The sequence below is a fragment of the Alcaligenes sp. Marseille-Q7550 genome, assembly GCF_965112015.1.
The window spans coordinates 716,201-735,341 of record NZ_CBCOPU010000002.1 but is presented as its reverse complement, the minus strand read 5'-3'; the positions used below and the strand labels follow the sequence as shown (position 1 = coordinate 735,341).

Here is a 19,141-nt window from a genome sequence, read left to right as displayed (position 1 = left end):
TTGCCGGTCTTTAACGCGCCGTCTGCACCAGCACCAGTTCGGCTTCGTCCAGCGCGGTGATGGTCAGCTTGCGCTCGTCGCGGATGGCGGCGCCGTCGCGGGCCTCCAGCTCCACGCCGTTGATGCTGACCCGGCCTTTGGCGGGCACCAGATAAGCCAGGTGGCGTTCGGGCAGTTCCAGCTCGGTGCTCTGGCCCTGCTTCAGGGTTGCGCCCAGCACGCGGGCCTGGGTGCGGATGGGCAGGGCGTCGCCGTCCTGCTCGAAGCCGCTGGCCAGGGTGACGAACTGGCCGGCGCGATCGCCTTTGGGGAAGGGCTTGGAGCCCCAGGAAGGCGATTCGCCGCGGCGGTCGGGCTGGATCCAGATCTGGAAGATGCGCGTGGTGACGGGCTCCAGGTTGTATTCGGCATGGCGGATGCCGGTGCCGGCGCTCATGACTTGCACATCGCCCGCCTCGGTGCGGCCCTTGTTGCCCAGGCTGTCCTGGTGGGTGATGGCGCCTTCGCGCACGTAGGTGATGATCTCCATATCGGCGTGGCCATGGGGCGGAAACCCCGTGCCGGCCGCGATGGTGTCGTCATTCCAGACTCGCAGCGCGCCCCACTCCATGCGTTGAGGGTCGTAGTAGTTGGCGAAGGAAAAGTGGTGCTTGGCGTCCAGCCAACCATGGTTGGCACCGCCCAGCTCGGCAAAAGGCCTGCGTTCGATCATGGTGATGTCCTTTGAAATTCACACGATGGGATCATCTTATGCCGCTCGCCTTGTGAATGAAATAGAATGAATGGAATGTTATTTATTCCATATTTTTCATGAGCAACCTTCCTGATCTGGAAGCCTGGGCCATCTTCGCCTCCGTGGCCGAAACGGGCTCCTTCGCCCAGGCAGCCCAGGCGCTGGGCCTGTCCCAGCCCACCGTGTCCAAGGCCATCGCCCGGCTGGAGAAGCAGTTGCAGGTGTCGCTGTTCCATCGCACCTCGCGGCGCCTGTCCCTGACGGCCACCGGCCAGGCCAGCCTGGAGCGCGCCCAGGACATTCTGGCGGCAGGACAGGCCGTGGAGGCGCTGGCCCGCGAACAAGTGGCGCAGTTGCAGGGGCGCATCAAGGTGGCCGCGCCCATGTCCTTCGGCATTTCCCACTTGGCGCCGGTGCTGCCGGCCTTCATGCAGGCGCATCCGGGCGTATTGCTGGACCTGCATTTCAATGACGCCCAGGTGGACATCGTCGAGCAGGGCTTCGACCTGGCCCTGCGCATATCCTCGCTGGCCGATTCCAGCCTGCTGGCCCGCAGCCTGTGCGGCGTGCGGCTGCTGCTGGTGGCTTCCCCCGCTTACCTTGACCGGCAGGGCAGGCCGTCCCACCCGAGCGAGCTGGCCGGCCATCACAGCCTGCGCTATGCCTACGAGCGTCGCGGCAGTGTCTGGCATTTTCAGCGCGATGCGCAACGTTTTGCCCAGGATGTGCCCTGCGTGCTGCAGGTGAACAATGCCGAAGCCCTGATGCCGCCGCTGCTGGCCGGGCTGGGCCTGGCGGTGCAGCCCGAATTCCTGGTCTGGGAGCCATTGCGGCAAGGCCGGCTGGAGCAGGTCCTGCCGGACTGGCAGGTGCCGCCCATCGCGCTGCATATCGTCACGCCTCCGGGCCGCGCCCGCCCGGCCCGGGTGCAGGCCTTCATCGAGTTCCTGGTCAAGCAGTTCGAACGGGCGCCCTGGGCCAGCGCCGTGCCTGGGGAGGCAGTTTAACGGCTTGATACGCAAGTCACGCAATGTGCGTTTACCGCTAGCCCCGGATTGGATAGATTCTGCCCGGAAGGCAGGCGCAGCCTGCCCGCCAAACGGAGAAGCAAGATGGAATCCATCGGAGCGCAGTTGTGGGGCACGCTGGTGTCCGAGTTCGGCGACATTCCCAATGCGGGTGAAGTGTTGCGCATCATCCTGCGGCTCAGCCTGGCCATGCTGCTGGGCGCCCTGCTGGGGTGGGAGCGCGAACGCAGCGGCAAGGATGCAGGCCTGCGCACGCATATGCTGGTGGCGCTGGGCGCGGCCCTGTTCGTCCTGGTGCCCGCCCAGGGCGGCATGGAAATCCAGGATATGAGCCGCGTGCTTCAGGGCGTGATCCAGGGCATCGGCTTTCTGTGCGCCGGGGCGATCCTGAAATCCAGCGACGAGCAGCAGGTGCGCGGCCTGACGACGGCGGCGGGCATCTGGCTGACCGCCGCCATCGGCGTGGCCGCCGGCATGGGCCGCGAAGCGACCGCCGTGCTCAGCGCCGTGTTCGCCTGGCTCGTGCTGGCGGGCCTGGGGCGCTGGGAGCGCAAGCGGGAGCAAGCCAAAGGGTGAAGGTCGGCTGAAGAGCGGTTTCCACGTAGACTGACTTGTCCTTCACCTATTTTCAAGGAGATCGTCATGGAAAGCCGTCCCCCATTGCCGCCTTTCAGCCTGGAGACCGCAAAGCAGAAGGTGCGCGCCGCGGAAGACGCGTGGAACACCCGGGATCCGGCCCGGGTGGCGCAGGCCTACACGCTGGACACGCGCTGGCGCAATCGCAGCGAGTTTCTACGTGGACGCGAGCAGGTGCAGGCTTTCCTGGAGCGCAAATGGCAGGAGGAGCTGGACAGCCGCCTGATCAAGGAAATCTGGGGCTGGCACGGCAATCGCATCGCCGTGCGTTTCGCCTACGAATGGCACGATGCGCAAGGTCAATGGTGGCGCAGCTACGGCAACGAGAACTGGGAATTCGACGACCAGGGCTACATGGCGGTGCGCCATGCCAGCATCAACGACCTGGCCATCACCGAATCCGAGCGTAAATTCCACTGGCCGCTGGGACGCCGCCCGGACGACCATCCCGGCCTGACGGACCTGGGGCTGTAGACGCGGCCTGTCTGCGGGGCTCCGGCGCAAGGGCGCGCGCTGGTTTTCCTCGCTTCTGCGGTCCTCGCATGAGCCACATTCCCGCCACGCAGGTCGAGCGCCTGCTGCGGATGCGCTGATGGGACTGGCCCCTGGAGCGCCTTGAGCAAAACATACCGGCCTTGTGCGGCGCCGATGTGGACGGACTGCGGGCGCTCTGGCGCCGATGGCGCGCTGAGGCGGGCGAAGGGGCGTAATATCGCAGCAGCCGCGCCGCCCCGGCTGGAAAGCCGGGACGGCCCCTTCGACAATGCAGGAGACGCATGGACAACTCGCCCCCCAAGAAAGAACGTTTCAAAGGTTTCAAGCCCGGCTCGCTGATGGCTTTGCGCTATTTCGAGCAGGCCGCCCAGTTGGAGAGCTTCAGCCTGGCCGCCAACCGCTTCAACCTGACCCACGGCGCCGTCAGCCGGGCCATACGCGGCCTGGAAGAGGAGCTGGGCCTGAGCCTGTTCGAGCGGCGCAACCGGCGCGTGTTCCTGACCCAGGCGGGGCGACGCCTGCAAAAAGCGGTGCAGCAGGGACTGGGCCTGATCGATCAGGCCGGCCGCGACATCATCCGCGACGAACAGGCGCTGCCCCTGGTGCTGTCTTGCGAGCCCACCTTGCTGATGCGCTGGCTGCTGCCGCGCTGGCCCGATTTCCAGCGCCGCTACCCCGGCGACCAGGTCCTGCTGGTGGCGGGCGGCGGCGCCTTCAGTTTCGCCAGCGGGATAGACCTGGCCTTGCGGCGCCAGGACTTCGAATGCCCGGACCACGCGCACATGAGCGATCTGTTCGCCGAGGAGATCGGCCTGGTCTGCAGTCCGGAGAAAGTGGACGTATATTTCGAGCGTCACGGCGGGCAGTTGCGCCTGCGTCCTGACGCGCCGCGCCTGGCCACCCAGAGCCGGCCGCACGCCTGGGACGACTGGTTCACCCTGACCGGACAGAAGGCCGGGCCCGGCCCGCAGCAGGTCTTCGAGCATTTCTATTTCAGCCTGCAGGCGGCGGCGGCCGGGCACGGCGTGGCCATCGGCGCCCGCCACCTGGTCAACGACGATCTGCGCAATGGCCTGCTGGTGGCGCCGGCGGGCTTTATCGAAGACGGCTCGCGCTACAGTCTGCTGACGTCCCAGGAATTCCTGCCCGACAGCCGCGAGGCCCGGCTGCTGGACTGGCTGCGCGAACAGTTGCTGGAGCATCGGGACCGGTAGGCAAGCTTTCCTGCGCCTGATCAAGGACAGGCTGTCATGAAACTGGTGTAGTGTAGGGTTGTGTCCAGACCATCCTACCGGAGACCATCATCATGACTCGCCATGCTGGCCTCGCCCCCAAGTCCTCGGCCGCCGACGGCGGCCAGGCGTCCAGCCATTACTCCCGCCTGATCCAGAAGGCCCGCAAGGAACCCAGCCGCACCTGCGTCGTGGCCCACCCCTGCGACGACGTGTCGCTGGGCGTCGCCCTCCAGGCCCGCGACCAGGGCCTGTTCGACATCGTGCTGGTGGGGCCGCAGGCGCGCCTGCATGCGGTGGCGGCCGAGCACGGCTTCAGCCTGGACGGCGTCACCCTGATCGACACGCCGCACAGCCATGCCTCGGCCGAGGCCGCCGTGAGCGAAGTCCTGGCCGGTCGCGCCCAACTGCTGATGAAAGGCAGCCTGCACACCGACGAGCTCATCCACGCCGTGCTGTGCACCCAGGGCAAGGGCCTGCGCACCGGGCGCCGGCTCAGCCATGTCTTCATCATGGACGTGCCGCGCTATCCGCACCCGCTCTTCGTGACCGATGCGGCCATCAACATCTTTCCCGACCTGGCGACCAAGGCCGACATCGTGCAGAACGCCATCGACCTGCATCGCGGCCTGGGCCTGGGCGAGCCGCGCGTGGCCTTGCTGTCCGCCGTCGAGCAGGTCACCGCGAAGATCCCCACCACCCTGGAGGCGGCCGCCTTGTGCAAAATGGCCGATCGCGGCCAGATCACCGGCGGCGTGCTGGATGGACCGCTGGCGCTGGACAATGCCATCAGTCCCGAGGCGGCCCGCATCAAAGGCATACGCTCGCCGGTGGCCGGGCAGGCGCAGATCGTGGTGGCTCCCGACCTGGAAGCCGGCAACATGCTGGCCAAGAACCTGACCTTCCTGTCGGGGGCGCTGGACGCGGGCATCGTCATGGGCGCGCGCGTGCCCATCATCCTGACCAGCCGCGCCGACGGCGCGGCGCCCCGCCTGGCCTCCTGCGCCGTGGCCAGCCTCTACGCCGGGCATCTGGAGCGCAGCGCCGCCGTCAAGGAGATCACGCCATGAGCGAACTGATCCTGGTGGTCAACGCCGGCAGTTCCAGCCTCAAGTTCCACATGTACGCCGTAGAGGAAGACGACCGGCTGGCGTTCCAGTACGGCGGCCAGGTGTCGGGTACAGGCGGCGCCACGCCGGCCTTCAAGGTGGACGACGCGCCTGGCCGGCCCATGGAGCGACAGCCCCTGGAGGCCGGCCAGGCGCGGGATCTGCATTCGGCCCAGGCCATGGTGGCCGACTGGCTGCTGGCCCGCCTGGACCGTGAGCCCATCGCCGTGGGACACCGCATCGTGCACGGCGGGCCGCGCTACGACCGCAGCGTGGCCCTGACGCCCCAGGTGCTGGACTATCTGGACAGCCTCTCGCCGCTGGCGCCGCTGCACCAGCAGAACAATCTTGCTCCGGTGCGCGTCATCTTCGAGCGCTGGCCGGAGATCTTCCAGGTGGCTTGCCTGGATACCGCCTTCCACCAGGGGCAGGCCCCGCAGGTGCGGCATTTCGCCCTGCCGGAGCGCTTCTACCGGCAGGGCGTGCGCCGCTACGGCTTTCATGGGCTGTCCTATCACTATATTTCCGAGCACCTGCGGTCCCATTGGCCGGAGCTGGCCCGGGGCCGCGTGCTGGTGGCCCACCTGGGCTCGGGCGCCTCGGCCTGCGCCCTGAAGGAGGGGCGCAGCGTGGAGACCACCATGGGCTTCACGGCGCTGGATGGCCTGCCCATGGGCACGCGTCCCGGCCGTCTGGATGCGGGGGTAGTGCTGTGGATGATGGAACAGGGCATGGACCACGACGCCATACAGTCGCTGCTCTACACCGAGTCGGGCCTGAAGGGTTTGTCGGGCATCAGCGCCGACATGCGCGTGCTGCAGGACTCCGAGGATCCGCGCGCGCGCTTTGCGGTGGAGTACTTCTGCTACCGCGCCGCCGAAAGCCTGGCGGGGCTGTGCGTGTCCTTGCAGGGCCTGGACACCCTGGTGTTCACGGCGGGCATCGGCGAGCACAGCGCCCCGGTACGCGCGCGGATCGCACAGCATCTGGCCTGGCTGGGCGTGGAGGTGGACGAAGCGCGCAACCAGGCCGGCGAAGCCGTGATTTCCACGGACGCCAGCCCGGTGCGGGTGATGGTCATTCCAACCAACGAAGAGCGCATCATTGCTGAGCAGTCGCTGGCCCTGGTGCGCTCCGCGCCGGTTCAGTAGGCGGCGTTGTGCACCAGCCCGGCGGCGACCGTCTGGTTGGTGCCGGCGTCGATCAGGATGAAGGCGCCGGTGCCGGCATGCTCCTGGTAGTCGTCCAGCACCAGGGGATCGCGGCTGGCGATGCTGACGCGGCCTATGTCGTTCAGCGCCAGCGTGCCGCTGGCTTCCTGTTCCTGCAGGCTGCGCACGTCGCGCACGGCATGCACGGCGCGCACCTTGGCCTGCGTCAGACGGGTGCCTTGCTTGAGCCAATACGAGCGCGACGTGCTCAGCGGCTGTTCGTCCAGCCAGCATAATTCGGCTTCGAAGCTCTTGCGCGGCGTGACGGGCTCGTCGGCCAGCGTGAGCAGGTCGCCGCGCGAAATGTCCAGTTCGCGGTCCAGCACGATCGTCACCGCATCGCCGTCCTCGACCTGGGTCTGCTCCTGGCCGGCGCGATACAGTCCGGTGACCACGGCCGTCCGGGCCGAGGGCCAGACCTGGATGGTGTCGCCCACATGGATCCGGCCGCCGTCCAGTTGGCCCGCATAGCCGCGGAAGCCGTCCACGCGGCTGCCGCCATGGCGGATCACCCATTGCACGAACAGGCGGGCGGGCTTCTGGCGTTCGTCATCCAGGGTCAGCGACTCCAGCAGCGGCAGCAGCGGCAGGCCCGTATGCCAGGGCGCATGGCTGGAAGGCCGGGTGATGTTTTCGCCCTTCAGGGCGGACAGCGGAATGATGTGGAAGTGTTCGATGCCCAGGTGTTCCGCCAGTTCCCGGTAGGCGGCGTGGATGCGGTCGAACACGGCCTGGTCCCAGTCCACCAGGTCCATCTTGTTGACGGCCACCACGATGTGGCGCAGGCCCAGCAGGCGGGCCACGGTGCTGTGGCGCTTGGTCTGGGTCAGCAATTGGCCGTCGCGGGCGCGGCTGGCGTCGATCAGGATGATGGCGGCCTGCGCCGTGGAGGCGCCCGTGATCATGTTGCGCGTGTACTGTTCATGTCCGGGCGTGTCGGCCACGATGAACTTGCGCTTGGGCGTGGCGAAGTAGCGGTAGGCCACGTCGATGGTGATGCCTTGCTCGCGTTCGGCTTCCAGGCCGTCGGTCAGCAGGGCCAGGTCGGGTTCCGCGTCCTCGCCGCGCTTGTACTTGGAGCGCTGGATGGCGGCGATCTGGTCGGCGAACACGCCCTGGCTGTCCACCAGCAGGCGACCGATCAGGGTGGACTTGCCTTCGTCCACCGAGCCGGCGGTGATCAGGCGCAGCACGCCCTGGTCGGCGGCCTGGATCCAAGATTCATTGACTGCGTTCATCAGAAGTATCCTTGTTTCTTGCGGTGTTCCATGGACGCTTCCGAGGTCTGGTCGTCCATGCGTGTCGCGCCGCGCTCGGTGATGGTGGCGAGCGCCGTTTCGGCGATGATGTCTTCGGCCGTGGCTGCCGTGGACAGCACCGGGCAGGTGCAGGAGATGTCGCCTACGGTGCGAAAGCGCACCTCGCGCCAGGTCGAGGTTTCCCCTTCCTGCAGCGGCGTGAGGGGCGTGACGGGCACGATCAGGCCGTTGCGCTCCACGACCTCGCGCGAGTGCGAGTAATAGATGGAGGGCAGTTCTATGCCTTCGCGCTGGATGTATTGCCACACGTCCAGTTCGGTCCAGTTGGAAATCGGAAAGACGCGCAGGTTCTCGCCCTTGTGGATGCGGGTGTTGAACAGGTGCCAGAGCTCGGGGCGCTGGGCCTTGGGGTCCGTTTGGCCGAATTCATCGCGGAAGGACACGATGCGCTCCTTGGCGCGCGCTTTCTCCTCGTCGCGGCGCGCGCCGCCGAAGCAGGCGTCAAAACCGAACTCCTCGATGGCTTCCAGCAGCGTCACGGCCTGCGCGCCGTTGCGGCTGGCGCTCTCGGGGCGCAGCACCACGGTGCCGCGGGCGATGGAATCCTCGACGCTGCGCACGATCAGTTGCGCGTCCAGCTCGGCAGCGCGGCGGTCGCGGAACTCGATCACTTCCGGGTAGTTGTGGCCGGTGTCCACGTGCATCAGGGGAAAGGGCAGAGGGCCGGGCGCGAAGGCCTTTTCGGCCAGGCGCAGCAGCACGGCGGAGTCCTTGCCGCCCGAGAAGAGCAGCACGGGTTTTTCCGCTTCCGCGGCGATCTCGCGCAGGATGAAGATGGCTTCGGCCTCGAGCCAGTCGAGGTGGGTACGGGTGGCAAGTGGTTCGCCCATGGTGTTCCTTTAGGTATTGACGCTGCTGTGCAGATTGCCCGCGTGCAGGCCGCATTCGAGGCTGTCGCGTTGCTCCCACCACCAGCGTCCGGCGCGCACGTCTTCGCCGGGGCGGATGGCGCGGGTGCAGGGTTCGCAGCCTATGGAGGGATAGCCCTGGTCGTGCAGGGGGTTGTAGGGAATGCCCAGCCCGCGGATGACGGCCCAGACGTCCTCGTGCGTCCATTCGGTCAGGGGTTGAACTTCTGCAGCCCGAACACCGCGTCGTATTCCTGGCGGGCCAGTTCGCTGCGGCTGGCCGATTGCTCGCGGCGCTGGCCGGTGATCCAGGCCGAGCGTCCGGCCAGGGCGCGGCGCAGCGGCTCCACCTTGCGTATCTGGCAGCATTGCTTGCGCAGTTCCACGCTTTCATAGAAGGCATGGGCGCCGTGCTGCTGCACGTGGGCCTGCACGCGTTCGGGATCGGGGCGGAAGAACAGGATCTCGCGCTGGTAGTGCTGGCGTATGGCGGCCGCCATCTGCACGGTCTCGGCATGCAGCCGGCCGGTGTCCAGCGTCAGGGTCTGGAGCTCGGGCGCGTAGATGGACATGGCGTGGAAGACGACCATGTCCTCGGCGGCCAGCGAGGAGGCCAGGACGGCGTCGGGATGTTCGCGGGCGATCCAGACGAGGTCGTCGCGCAGTTGCTTCCAGAGCGCCAGCGGACGGGCGGTCAGGGCGGTGATGGCGGGGGCGTAGGAGGGCACGATCGGAATTCCCGGCAGGCTGTGGCGGTGCCGGCCGAAAGAGGAATTCCTGGTAAGGCGGAGCCTGGCCGACACGTCACATCGTTCATAAACTTATGAGCAAGTTTGCTTGCGCCGGCCGGGCAGGGGAACGAACTATTCGTAAGGTGGTTATGCCCCAGGTCTATTTAGCCGGTTTTTATCGCCGGGCCGCCCCAAGATAAAAAGCGCCCCCTCGGGGGGCAGCAAGCCGAAGGCGCAGCGTGGGGGTTTAGCCGGTTTTTATCGCCGGGCCGCCCCAAGATAAAAAGCGCCCCCTCGGGGGATGAGCCCGGACACCAGACAGTCCCTGCGGACTGTCTGGTGCCTGGCGAATCCGAGCGGCATACAGGCCGCGAGGTGGACAGCAAGCCGAAGGCGCAGCGTGTGGGGATTCCTCAGGCCCGACGGCTGGCGGCGATGAGGACGACAATGACGATGCAGCTCAGCCAGGTCAGCAGGTTCACTTGCTCGCCCAGCCACAGGGCGGAGATCAGGATGGTCAGGAAAGGCTGGGCAAGCTGGACCTGGCCGATGCGCGCCACCCCGCCCATGGCCATGGCCTTGAACCAGGTGAAAAAGCCCAGCAGCGACGAGCACAGCGCCAGGTACAGCAGGCCCATCGTGGCTTGCGCGGTGGGCGCCTGCTCCATGGGCAGGGCCAGCCACAGGGACGCGGGCACGGTCAGCGGCAGGCTGGCCGCCAGGCACCAGCAGATGGTGCGCCAGCCGCCCAGGGTACGCGCCACGCGGCCGCCCTCGGCGTAGCCCACGCCGGCCATGAAGACCGCCAGCGCCAGCCAGAGGTCGCCCACTTGCAGCGCGCCTTCGCCGATGTAGAAGGCGTAAGCCAGCACCAGCATGGCGCCCAGCAGGCTGAGCAGCCAGAAGCGCCTGCTCAGGGATTCGCCGCTGCGCCTGGCGCCGATGATGGCCGTGGCCAGCGGGATCAGTCCGCTGAGCACGGCGCCGTGCGAGGAGGGCACGGACTGCATGGCAATGGAGGAGAAGACCGGCCAGCCCACGATCACGCCCGTGCAGGACAGGGCGATGCCGCGCCATTCGGCGGCGGTGGGGAAGCGGCTGCGGGTGGCCAGCAGGATCAGCGCGGCGCACAGGCCGCCAATGCTGGCGCGAGCCATGCCGATCAGCCAGGGGTCGAAGCTGTGCACCGCCACGCGCGTCATGGGCAGCGTGAAGGCGAAGACCAGCACGCCCACGAAGGCGTACGCATAGGGAAGCAGGGCGGGGGCGGACGGTTGGTAGGTCGTGCTGTGGCTCATGGGTGTCTCCATGGATGAAGGTCATGTGTTCATTGGAGCAACAAGCGTAAAATAAATAAGCAATACAGCAGCAGTACAGTTGGGCGATCAGACGCTTCAGCCGTATTGGTCGAATCACCACTACAGTCCGACGTTGCGACGATGGGGGCAGCATAATGGAATGGACGAACTGGGAGCCGGTCCGCGGCTCGGACGTCACGCTCAGCGAACAGTTGGTGGCCTGGGTGCAGCAGGAGCTGCGCCTGCGCTATCGCGGCGGCAGCCGCCTGCCCTCGGTGCGCAAGATGGCGCAGTCGGCCGGCGTGAGCACGCATACCGTGGTGGCGGCCTACGACAGGCTCATGGCCTTGGGGCTGGTGGAATCCCGGCCGGGCTCGGGTTTCTTCGTGCGCGTGCGCCAGCCCCGGCGTCTGCGCACCGAGTCACTGCGGGTGAACAGGGACGAACCGCGCAAGATAGACGTGAACTGGATGCTGAACAGCTTCATGGGGCAGAGCGACAGCGCCGGCATTCCCACCCAGTGGCTGGACAACGACATGGTGCTGGCAGCCGTGCGGCAGGTCAGCCGCAGCGCGGACTCGGGCCTGCTGGGCTATGGCCATTCTCACGGCTACCGGCCCTTGCGCCAGCACATCGCCGGTCAACTGGAGGACAGCGGCATACAGGCCGACCCGGACACCCAGATCCTGTTGTGCAGCGGGGCCACGCATGCGCTGGACCTGCTGCTGCGACACTGGCTGCGTCCGGGCGACACGGTGGTGGTGGAGGATCCCGCCTGGTATCTGCTGTTCGCCCGCCTGGCGGTGGTGGATGTGCGGGTGCTCAGCGTGCCGCGGCGCGCCGACGGGCCGGACGTGGCCGTGCTGGAGCAACTGGCCCGGGAACATCGGCCGCGCCTGGTCATCCTGAACACCGTGGTGCACAATCCAACGGGCTTCAGCTTGAGCCCGTCGGTTGCCCACGCCATCCTGACGCTCGCCCAGACCTGGGGTTTCCACATCATCGAGGACGATACCTACAGCGAACTGCATTCGCATCCGTCCTGCAGGCTGGCGCAACTGGATCAGTTGCACCGGGTCACCCTGGTGGGCGGGTATTCCAAAGTGCTGGCGGCGGGCTTGCGCCTGGCCTACATGGCGGCGTCGCCTGCCTTGCTGCAATCGCTGGTCAACCTGAAGATGCTGGCGGGACTGACCACCCCAGAACTAAGCGAACGGGTCACCCACAGGCTGCTGGTGGACGGACCCTACCGCAAGCACCTGGATCGTCTGCGGCATCATGCGGATGATGGCCGGCAGCAGACATTGGAGCGCCTGGCCAGGCTGGGCCTGGCGCCGGATGCGCCGCCACAGGCGGGCCTGTTCGTCTGGGTGGATACCGGCGTGGAGACCGAGAGCCTGGTGCGGGCCCTGGGCAGGCCCGGGCACCTGCTGGTGCCGGGCGCCCTGTTCTCGCCGGAGCAGCAGCCCTCGACCTATATGCGCATCAACGTGTCGGTGGCCGGCGACGATGCGTTCTGGGGCGACCTCGAACGGTGTCTGGATGCCGCCCGGCAGAGGACGGACAGCGTATCCGTCTGACAATGCGCCTGCGCGCCGGCCTCAGGCCTTATGCCGAACTGTATCTGTAGTTGCACTGTAATCCAGCTCTGTTAGCATAGAGACGTGTTGCGCACAGAAAGAAAATTCTGCGCTCAATGCGATAGGTATTTGCAATTAGTGCAATTGTATTAATCAATTTCACTAATCGATCGCAGCGTCCTATAATGGCTTTACTGTCAATTGTTAACCGCTAACTGGAGCTAACATGTCTTTGATCAACACCGTCATCAAACCATTCAAGGCAACCGCTTACCACAACGGCAAGTTCGTTGAAGTCAGCAACGAAACCGTCGCCGGCAAATGGTCCGTGTTCGTTTTCTACCCAGCCGACTTCACCTTCGTGTGCCCAACCGAGCTGGAAGACCTGGCCGACCATTACGCAGAGTTCCAGAAGCTGGGCGTGGAAGTCTACTCCGTGTCCACCGACACCCACTTCGCTCACAAGGCATGGCACGACACGTCCGACGCCATCAGCAAAGTGAACTACCCCATGATCGGTGACCCGACTCACCAACTGTCCCGCAACTTCGACGTGCTGATCGAAGAAGAAGGCATCGCTCTGCGCGGCACCTTCGTGGTCAACCCAGCCGGCGAGATCAAAGTCCTGGAAATCCACGACAACGGCATCGGCCGCGACGCTTCCGAACTGCTGCGCAAGGTCAAGGCTGCCCAGTACATCGCCGCTCACCCCGGTGAAGTGTGCCCAGCCAAGTGGGAAGAAGGCGCCAAGACGCTGACTCCTTCCCTGGACCTGGTCGGCAAGATCTAAGACCTCTATGGTCGCAGGCGGGCCGCGCCCCCCCCCGCTCGCCAGTTGCCTTGGCCGGCCCGGCGCCCCATGTGTTTCGTTCAGTACAGGATAAAAAAGGCGTTTCTCATGTTAGATGCAAACATCAAAACTCAATTGAAGGCTTATCTCGAGAAGATCACCCAACCGATCGAGATCGTTGCGTCGCTGGATGTGGGCGCCAAGTCCGTGGAACTGCGCGAACTGCTGCAGGAAATCGATAGCCTCTCCGACAAGATCAGCTATCGCGAAGACGCGGGCTCGCAAGAGCGCAAGCCTTCCTTCAAGATCAACCGTCCCGGAACCGACGTGAGCGTCAGCTTCGCCGGCATCCCCATGGGGCACGAATTCACCTCCTTGATCCTGGCCCTGCTGCAAGTCGGCGGCCACGCGATCAAGCTGGACGAGGCCGTCATCGAACAGATCCGCAATCTGTCGGGCGACTTCGTCTTCGAAACCTATTTCTCGCTGTCGTGCCAGAACTGTCCCGACGTGGTGCAGGCCCTGAACGCGATGTCCGTCATCAATCCGCGCATCAAGCACGTGGCCATCGACGGCGCGCTGTTCCAGAAGGAAGTGGAAGAGCGCAACATCCTGTCCGTGCCGGCCGTGTACCTGAACGGCGAGCTGTTCCACCAGGGACGCGCCAGCGCCGAGGAACTGCTGGCCAAGCTGGACGCCGGCGACAACGAAGCCCGCGCCCAGGCCCTGGACGCCAAGGACGAATACGACGTGCTGGTCGTGGGCGGCGGTCCCGCCGACGCGCCGGCAGCCATCTATGCGGCGCGCAAGGGCATCCGCACCGGCGTGCTGGCCGAGCGTTTCGGCGGCCAGGTGCTGGACACCATGGCCATCGAGAACTACATCTCCGTGGTCGAGACCGAAGGTCCGAAGTTCGCCGCGGCGCTGGAGCAGCATGTCAAGGCCTATGACGTGGACATCATGAATCTGCATCGCGCCGCGAACATCCGCCGCGAAGGCAAGCAGATCCTGGTGGACGTGGCCGGCGGCGGCCAGTTGAAGGCCAAGTCCGTCATCCTGGCCACCGGCGCGCGCTGGCGCGAACTGAACGTGCCCGGCGAACAGGAATACCGCAACCGCGGCGTGGCCTACTGCCCGCACTGCGACGGCCCCCTGTTCAAGGGCAAGGACGTGGCGGTGGTCGGCGGAGGCAACTCCGGCGTGGAAGCGGCCATCGACCTGGCCGGCCTGGTGCGCCACGTCACGCTGATCGAGTTCGGCGCGACCCTGCGCGCTGACGAGGTGCTGCAACGCAAGCTGCGCAGCCTGCCCAACGTCAAGATCATCACCCAGGCCCAGACCACGGAAGTGCTGGGCGACGGCAAGAAGGTGGTGGGCCTGAACTACCTGGATCGCGAGACCCAGCAGTCCCGGCATCTGGATCTGGACGGCGTGTTCGTGCAGATCGGTCTGGTGCCCAACACCGAATGGCTGAAGGGCAGCGATGTCGCGCTGTCGCGGCACGGCGAAATCGAAGTGGACGTGCGCGGCGCGACCTCCCTGGCCGGCGTGTTTGCCGCGGGCGACGTCACCACCGTGCCGTACAAGCAGATCATCATCGCCGCCGGCGAAGGCGCCAAGGCTTCGCTCAGCGCTTTCGACTACCTGATCCGCAGCTCGGCCGAAGTGGAACAGCCCGTCGCCGAAAGCGTCACCGCCTGATCGTCAAGGACGGCGTGATCAGCAGCCACCCCTGCGGGGGTGGCTTTTTTTGGTTCTTCGAAGAATTCGGGGAACTGAATGGCCAGATCGATGCCGAACTGGTTTTTTGAAGACGCCATTCAAGGCGCAGGAAGAGCGGACGGTGCTGACGGCTTGCCGGCGCGCCGCGCCGGTGCCCTGGTCGAGGCGCCTGGCCGGGCGCGTCGTTAACTCCGGCGGGTTGCTCGCCCCCCGGGCGAGCAACAAGCGCCGCCGTCGAACAGAACGACGCTTAGCTCCCGTCCCCGCACCCCGCCTGCGGCAAGCCATCCGACCCGCCCCGTCCGATCTTCCCGCGCCTTGAACGGCTCAAAATGCCGATGGCATCGCCCCGGCTCTGAACATCCATACCAAGCAGAAAATTCAGCGGATGGCTGATGCGTTGTACGACGTGTGCGGACGTCCCGCCGTTTGGGCCAAAAAGACGGCGCTGTTCTCGTGAGGCGGGCCGGGGCGGCCCGGCGGGCGAGTCAGGGCCTTCGCCGCAGGCGGGATGCGGGGGCGGGAGGCAAGGGGCGTGCTGCTCGAGCAGGGCGCTTGTGATTCGTCCAGTGGACGAATCACCCTGGGAGTTCACGCCCCGCCCGCCCCCGTATCCTGACCAGGGAACCCGCGCACAGCGCGGGCGAAGGACCCAGCCAAGCCGGCCCGCCCCGGCCTGCCTCGCGAGAACCCGAGCTTCTTTCCGCTTGGCCCAAACGGCTCGTCAAACACGGAGGAGTCCCCGGAATTCCTCGAAGAACCTTTTTTTGGGGTCGGCGGCAGGGTGTATGGATCGCGGGCCCAGGCGCTTCTTGTCAGGCTTCGCCGTCCAGCCCAGGCCAACTGCCGCCCAGCACGTCCGCGCACACCTGCAGCCAGGCCTTGGCCGCCTGCGACAGGTAGCGGCCGTTCCACAGCAGGGCCACTTCCCAGTTCAGGGCGGGCTCCACGACCTCGGCCGCGACCCAGTCGCCGGGCTCCAGGCGCGACAGAAAGGGTTGGGGCAGCAGGGCGATGCCCATGCCGGCCTGCGCCATGGAGGCCACCCAGTCCCATTGCCCGCTCTGGGCCGCGATGTGGGGCTGCAGGCCGGCATGCGCAAAGGCGCGGCGCAGCATGCGGGTCAGGGCGAAGTCGTCGCTCAGGAATATCAGCGGGTGGCGCTCCAGCTCTTCGAGCTTGACCTTGCCCTGCGCGCTGCGAAAGCTGTTCTTGCGGCCTATGGCCCAGACGCCGTGGCGCGCCACAGGGGCGGCGGACAAGTTCAGCTCCGGACCCAGCGGCAGGATGCTCAAACCCATCTCCACCGCGCCGGCGGCCACCAGGCGCTCGATCCCCATGCCGGTCTCTTCGTGCAAGACGAGCTCGATCCTCGGGTGGCGGGCCTTGAAGGCCTTGAGCACTTCGGTGAACAGCACATTGATCATGGGCGGCATGCCCAGTTCCAGCCTGCCGCGCTGCAGGGCCTGCACTTCATGCACCTCGCGCAGCAGCCGCTGCACGCTTTGCAGGACTTCCTGGCCGCGCTCCAGCACCACCTTGCCGCAATCGGTGAGCTGGAGCTGGCGATGGTCGCGGATCAGCAGCGGCTCGCCCACCTCGTCTTCCAGTTGCCTGACCATCTTGCTGACCGTGGACTGGGTCACGTTCAGGCTTTGGGCTGCCTGCGTAAAGCTTTGATGTTTAACGGTTTCGATGAAGTACCGCAGCGATCTGACATCCATGGCCAGCTTCCTTTTCAGTCATGAATTTTACGACTTTCCAGCAGTGATTTTATTCATTATGGCGATGCTATGCTGACGTCGTTCAAAAACATAAACGCCAGTTGCCAGGGCGTGGAGACCTCGCCCGGCGCTTTCGGACCCAGGCTCCCCCGATCGCAACAGCTGGCAGATCATGATACCGAGACAGGAGCATACGATGTTCAAGGATCGCATCCGTTTCCCAGGGTTGGAAGACAAGGTCATGACGGCGCAGGAGGCGGCGGCCTTCTTCCGGGACGGCATGAATGTGGGCATGAGCGGCTTTACGCGCGCTGGCGACTGCAAGGCCATGCCGCGCGCCCTGGCGCAGCGCGCCCAGGCCGAGCCGCTGCGCCTGAATGTGATCACCGGGGCCTCGCTGGGCAACGACAGCGATGGATTGATGGCCGAGGCGGGCGTGCTGGCCAAGCGCATGCCCTTCCAGGTGGACGCCGTGCTGCGCCGCCACATCAACCAAGGCAAGGTCCTGTTCGCAGACCAGCACCTGTCCCAGACCGTGGAGCAACTGCGCTGCGGCAACCTGCCCGCCATCGACATCGCCGTGATCGAAGCCGTGGCCATCACCGAGACCGGCGCCATCGTACCCACCACCTCCGTGGGCAATTCGGCCAGCTTCGCCCAGCAGGCGCAGCAGATCATCGTGGAGCTGAACCTGGGCATGCCCCTGGAGCTGGAAGGCCTGCATGACATCTACGTGCCCGAAATGCGTCCGCATCGCGAGCCCATCGCCCTGACCTCGGTCGAGCAGCGCATCGGCACCGCCGCCATCCAGGTGGACCCCGCCCGCATCATGGGCATCGTCGTGACCGACGCGCTGGACAGCCCGTCCAGCGCCTTGCCGCCGGATGCCGAAACCCAGGCCATCGCCGGCCACATCATCGAGTTCCTGAAAGGCGAAGTGGCGGCCGGCCGACTGAGCAATTCACTGCTGCCTTTGCAGGTGGGCATAGGCACCATCGCCAATGCCGTCACCCACGGCCTGGTGGATTCTCCCTTCCACGACCTGACCATGTATTCGGAAGTCCTGCAGGACAGCGCCATCGCCTTGCTGGATTCGGGCCAGCTGCGCTTTGCCTCGGCCTCCTCGGTCACGCTGTCCGCAGCCAGGACGGCGCAGTTCCTGGACGGCCTGGAGCGCTACCGCGACAAGGTGGTGCTGCGTCCGCAGGAAATCAGCAATCATCCCGAGCTGGTGCGCCGCCTGGGCATCATCGCCATCAATACCGCCCTGGAATTCGATATCTACGGCAACGTGAATTCCACGCACGTCTGCGGCACGCACATGATGAACGGCATCGGCGGTTCCGGCGATTTCGCCCGCAATGCCCACCTGTCCATCTTCGTGAGCAAATCCGTGGCCAAGGACGGCGACATCTCCAGCGTCGTGCCCATGGTCTCGCATGTGGATCACACCGAACACGACGTGGCCGTGCTGGTCTCCGAATGGGGGCTGGCCGACCTGCGCGGCCTGGCGCCGCGCGAGCGCGCCCGCGTCATCATCCAGAACTGTGCGCATCCCGACTACCGCGCGGCCCTGCTCGACTATGTCCAGCGTGCCGAACAGCGCGGCGGACATACCCCGCACATTCTGGAAGAAGCCTTGTCCTGGCATGCCCGCTACCAGCAACACGGCACCATGCGCCAGGAGCAGTTCCATGCCCAGGAGGCCGCGACTGCGTAGTGATCAGGTCCGAATCGTGCGACGCCGAGTCAGTCCGCCGCCGCACGAGCATCTGACTGACCTGATCGCCCCTGGCATGCCACCCGTGCCAGGGGCATTTTTTATTGCTGGGCAGCCGGGCCGCCCGAGGCAAAAGGCGCCCCCCTTGGGGGATGAGCCCGGACACAAGACAGTCCCTGCGGACTGTCCTGCGCCTGGCGAATCCGAGCGGCCTGCCTGCCGCGAGGTGGACAGCAAGCAGGCGGCAGCCTGCGCAGCGTGGGGGCCCCTTTTAGCGCTAAAATCATGTATTGTTGCGCGCAAAGCGAGGCCGGGGTGCTGGAACAGATCGGGATCATCAATTTCTGGGCGTTTGTGGTGGGGACGGTGTTCATCGTGCTCCTGCCGGGCCCCAACTCGCTCTACGTACTGGCCAGCAGCGCGGGCCATGGCGTGCGGGAGGGCTACAAGGCTGCGCTGGGCGTGGTCGTGGGCGACGGCATCCTCATGACCTTGACCGCCCTGGGAGCGGCCTCCCTGCTCAAGACCCTGCCCATGCTCTACATGGGCATACGCTGGCTGGGCGCGGCCTATTTGCTGTATCTGGGCGTGCGCCTGCTGCAGTCGGCCTTCCAGAAGGGCGGGGCGATGCGCGCCATCGACACCCGCGTGCGCCACCAAGGGCGGTTCCGCAAGGCAGTGTTCCTGAGCCTGCTCAATCCCAAGGCCATCCTGTTCTTCCTGTCTTTCTTCGTCCAGTTCGTCAATCCCGCCGCCGGCCATGCCGGCCTGGCCTTTCTGGTGCTGGGCCTGGTGGTGGAGGTCATCAGCTTCTGCTACCTGTCCTTGCTGATCGTGGGGGGCGACCGGCTGGCGGGGATCTTCCGGCGGCACCAGCGCCTGTCCCGCCTGGGCAACGGCTCGGTGGGATTGCTGTTCATGGGTTTTGCAGCCCGCATGATCAGCGACTGAAACAGATAGCCCGC

Annotated in this window: 16 protein-coding genes and 1 pseudogene; 11 read left to right on the top strand and 6 right to left on the bottom strand. The window is 66.0% G+C overall.

All coding sequences use genetic code 11. The features are described from left to right. Nucleotides 1-10 precede the first annotated feature (10 nt). Nucleotides 11-712: a pirin family protein gene (locus ACWPWO_RS12835; protein ID WP_454006905.1), complete on the bottom strand. Its 702-nt coding sequence runs from the start codon at nucleotides 710-712 to the stop codon at nucleotides 11-13. 98 nt (nucleotides 713-810) lie between these two features. On the opposite strand from ACWPWO_RS12835, the gene ACWPWO_RS12830 reads away from it, so the two are divergent. From ACWPWO_RS12830 to ACWPWO_RS12805, 6 genes are all read left to right on the top strand, one after another. Next, nucleotides 811-1,740 (top strand): LysR substrate-binding domain-containing protein, encoded by a 930-nt coding sequence (locus tag ACWPWO_RS12830; RefSeq protein ID WP_454006904.1) that lies wholly within the window; start codon nucleotides 811-813, stop codon nucleotides 1,738-1,740. A gap of 105 nt (nucleotides 1,741-1,845) precedes the next feature. Beyond that, nucleotides 1,846-2,337, top strand: coding sequence for an MgtC/SapB family protein (locus tag ACWPWO_RS12825; protein WP_394061463.1), 492 nt, complete (start codon nucleotides 1,846-1,848; stop codon nucleotides 2,335-2,337). Between the two features lie 66 nt (nucleotides 2,338-2,403). Beyond that, nucleotides 2,404-2,871, top strand: coding sequence for a nuclear transport factor 2 family protein (locus tag ACWPWO_RS12820; RefSeq protein WP_454006903.1), 468 nt, complete (start codon nucleotides 2,404-2,406; stop codon nucleotides 2,869-2,871). A 302-nt stretch (nucleotides 2,872-3,173) separates the two neighbouring features. Further along, nucleotides 3,174-4,106 (top strand): LysR family transcriptional regulator, encoded by a 933-nt coding sequence (locus ACWPWO_RS12815; RefSeq protein ID WP_394061459.1) that lies wholly within the window; start codon nucleotides 3,174-3,176, stop codon nucleotides 4,104-4,106. A gap of 92 nt (nucleotides 4,107-4,198) precedes the next feature. Further along, the gene (locus ACWPWO_RS12810) at nucleotides 4,199-5,194 is read left to right on the top strand and encodes a phosphate acetyltransferase (RefSeq protein ID WP_454006902.1); all 996 of its coding nucleotides are present in this window, start codon (nucleotides 4,199-4,201) and stop codon (nucleotides 5,192-5,194) included. Next, nucleotides 5,191-6,384: an acetate/propionate family kinase gene (locus ACWPWO_RS12805; protein WP_454006901.1), complete on the top strand. Its 1,194-nt coding sequence runs from the start codon at nucleotides 5,191-5,193 to the stop codon at nucleotides 6,382-6,384. Before ACWPWO_RS12810 ends, ACWPWO_RS12805 begins: the two co-directional genes overlap by 4 nt. Here ACWPWO_RS12805 and ACWPWO_RS12800 read toward each other — a convergent pair. The 4 genes and pseudogenes from ACWPWO_RS12800 to ACWPWO_RS12785 all read right to left on the bottom strand — a co-directional run bounded on the left by ACWPWO_RS12800 (nucleotide 6,378) and on the right by ACWPWO_RS12785 (nucleotide 10,640). Next, nucleotides 6,378-7,682 carry a sulfate adenylyltransferase subunit 1 gene (locus ACWPWO_RS12800; protein ID WP_454006900.1) on the bottom strand — a complete coding sequence of 435 codons (1,305 nt, stop codon included), beginning with the start codon at nucleotides 7,680-7,682 and terminating at the stop codon, nucleotides 6,378-6,380. The two genes, ACWPWO_RS12805 and ACWPWO_RS12800, sit on opposite strands and share 7 nt — an antisense overlap. Continuing rightward, nucleotides 7,682-8,593, bottom strand: a complete 912-nt coding sequence (gene cysD / locus ACWPWO_RS12795; RefSeq protein WP_454006899.1) for a sulfate adenylyltransferase subunit CysD — start codon at nucleotides 8,591-8,593, stop codon at nucleotides 7,682-7,684. The genes ACWPWO_RS12800 and cysD overlap by 1 nt, the downstream gene beginning before the upstream one ends. Before the next feature lie 9 nt (nucleotides 8,594-8,602). Continuing rightward, nucleotides 8,603-9,339 (bottom strand): annotated as a pseudogene (locus ACWPWO_RS12790) (phosphoadenylyl-sulfate reductase). A 416-nt stretch (nucleotides 9,340-9,755) separates the two neighbouring features. Then, nucleotides 9,756-10,640, bottom strand: coding sequence for a DMT family transporter (locus ACWPWO_RS12785; RefSeq protein WP_454006898.1), 885 nt, complete (start codon nucleotides 10,638-10,640; stop codon nucleotides 9,756-9,758). Between the two features lie 155 nt (nucleotides 10,641-10,795). Here ACWPWO_RS12785 and ACWPWO_RS12780 point away from each other — a divergent pair, with 155 nt between their 5' ends. The 3 genes from ACWPWO_RS12780 (at nucleotide 10,796) to ahpF (ending at nucleotide 14,711) form a co-directional block, all read left to right on the top strand. Next, nucleotides 10,796-12,220, top strand: a complete 1,425-nt coding sequence (locus ACWPWO_RS12780; protein WP_454006897.1) for an aminotransferase-like domain-containing protein — start codon at nucleotides 10,796-10,798, stop codon at nucleotides 12,218-12,220. Between the two features lie 226 nt (nucleotides 12,221-12,446). After that, nucleotides 12,447-13,010, top strand: coding sequence for an alkyl hydroperoxide reductase subunit C (ahpC, locus tag ACWPWO_RS12775; protein WP_394061443.1), 564 nt, complete (start codon nucleotides 12,447-12,449; stop codon nucleotides 13,008-13,010). Between the two features lie 108 nt (nucleotides 13,011-13,118). After that, a complete protein-coding gene (ahpF, locus tag ACWPWO_RS12770; RefSeq protein ID WP_454006896.1) occupies nucleotides 13,119-14,711 on the top strand; it encodes an alkyl hydroperoxide reductase subunit F in 1,593 nt (530 codons plus the stop codon). An 836-nt stretch (nucleotides 14,712-15,547) separates the two neighbouring features. Here ahpF and ACWPWO_RS12765 read toward each other — a convergent pair. Beyond that, nucleotides 15,548-16,456, bottom strand: a complete 909-nt coding sequence (locus tag ACWPWO_RS12765) for a LysR family transcriptional regulator (protein WP_454006895.1) — start codon at nucleotides 16,454-16,456, stop codon at nucleotides 15,548-15,550. A gap of 196 nt (nucleotides 16,457-16,652) precedes the next feature. Here ACWPWO_RS12765 and ACWPWO_RS12760 point away from each other — a divergent pair, with 196 nt between their 5' ends. Both ACWPWO_RS12760 and leuE read left to right on the top strand, forming a co-directional pair. After that, on the top strand, nucleotides 16,653-18,176 hold the full coding sequence (locus ACWPWO_RS12760) for an acetyl-CoA hydrolase/transferase family protein (protein ID WP_454006894.1): 1,524 nt from the start codon (nucleotides 16,653-16,655) through the stop codon (nucleotides 18,174-18,176). Nucleotides 18,177-18,461: 285 nt separating this feature from the next. Next, a complete protein-coding gene (gene leuE, locus ACWPWO_RS12755; RefSeq protein WP_454006893.1) occupies nucleotides 18,462-19,127 on the top strand; it encodes a leucine efflux protein LeuE in 666 nt (221 codons plus the stop codon). The last annotated feature ends 14 nt before the right edge of the window (nucleotides 19,128-19,141 follow it).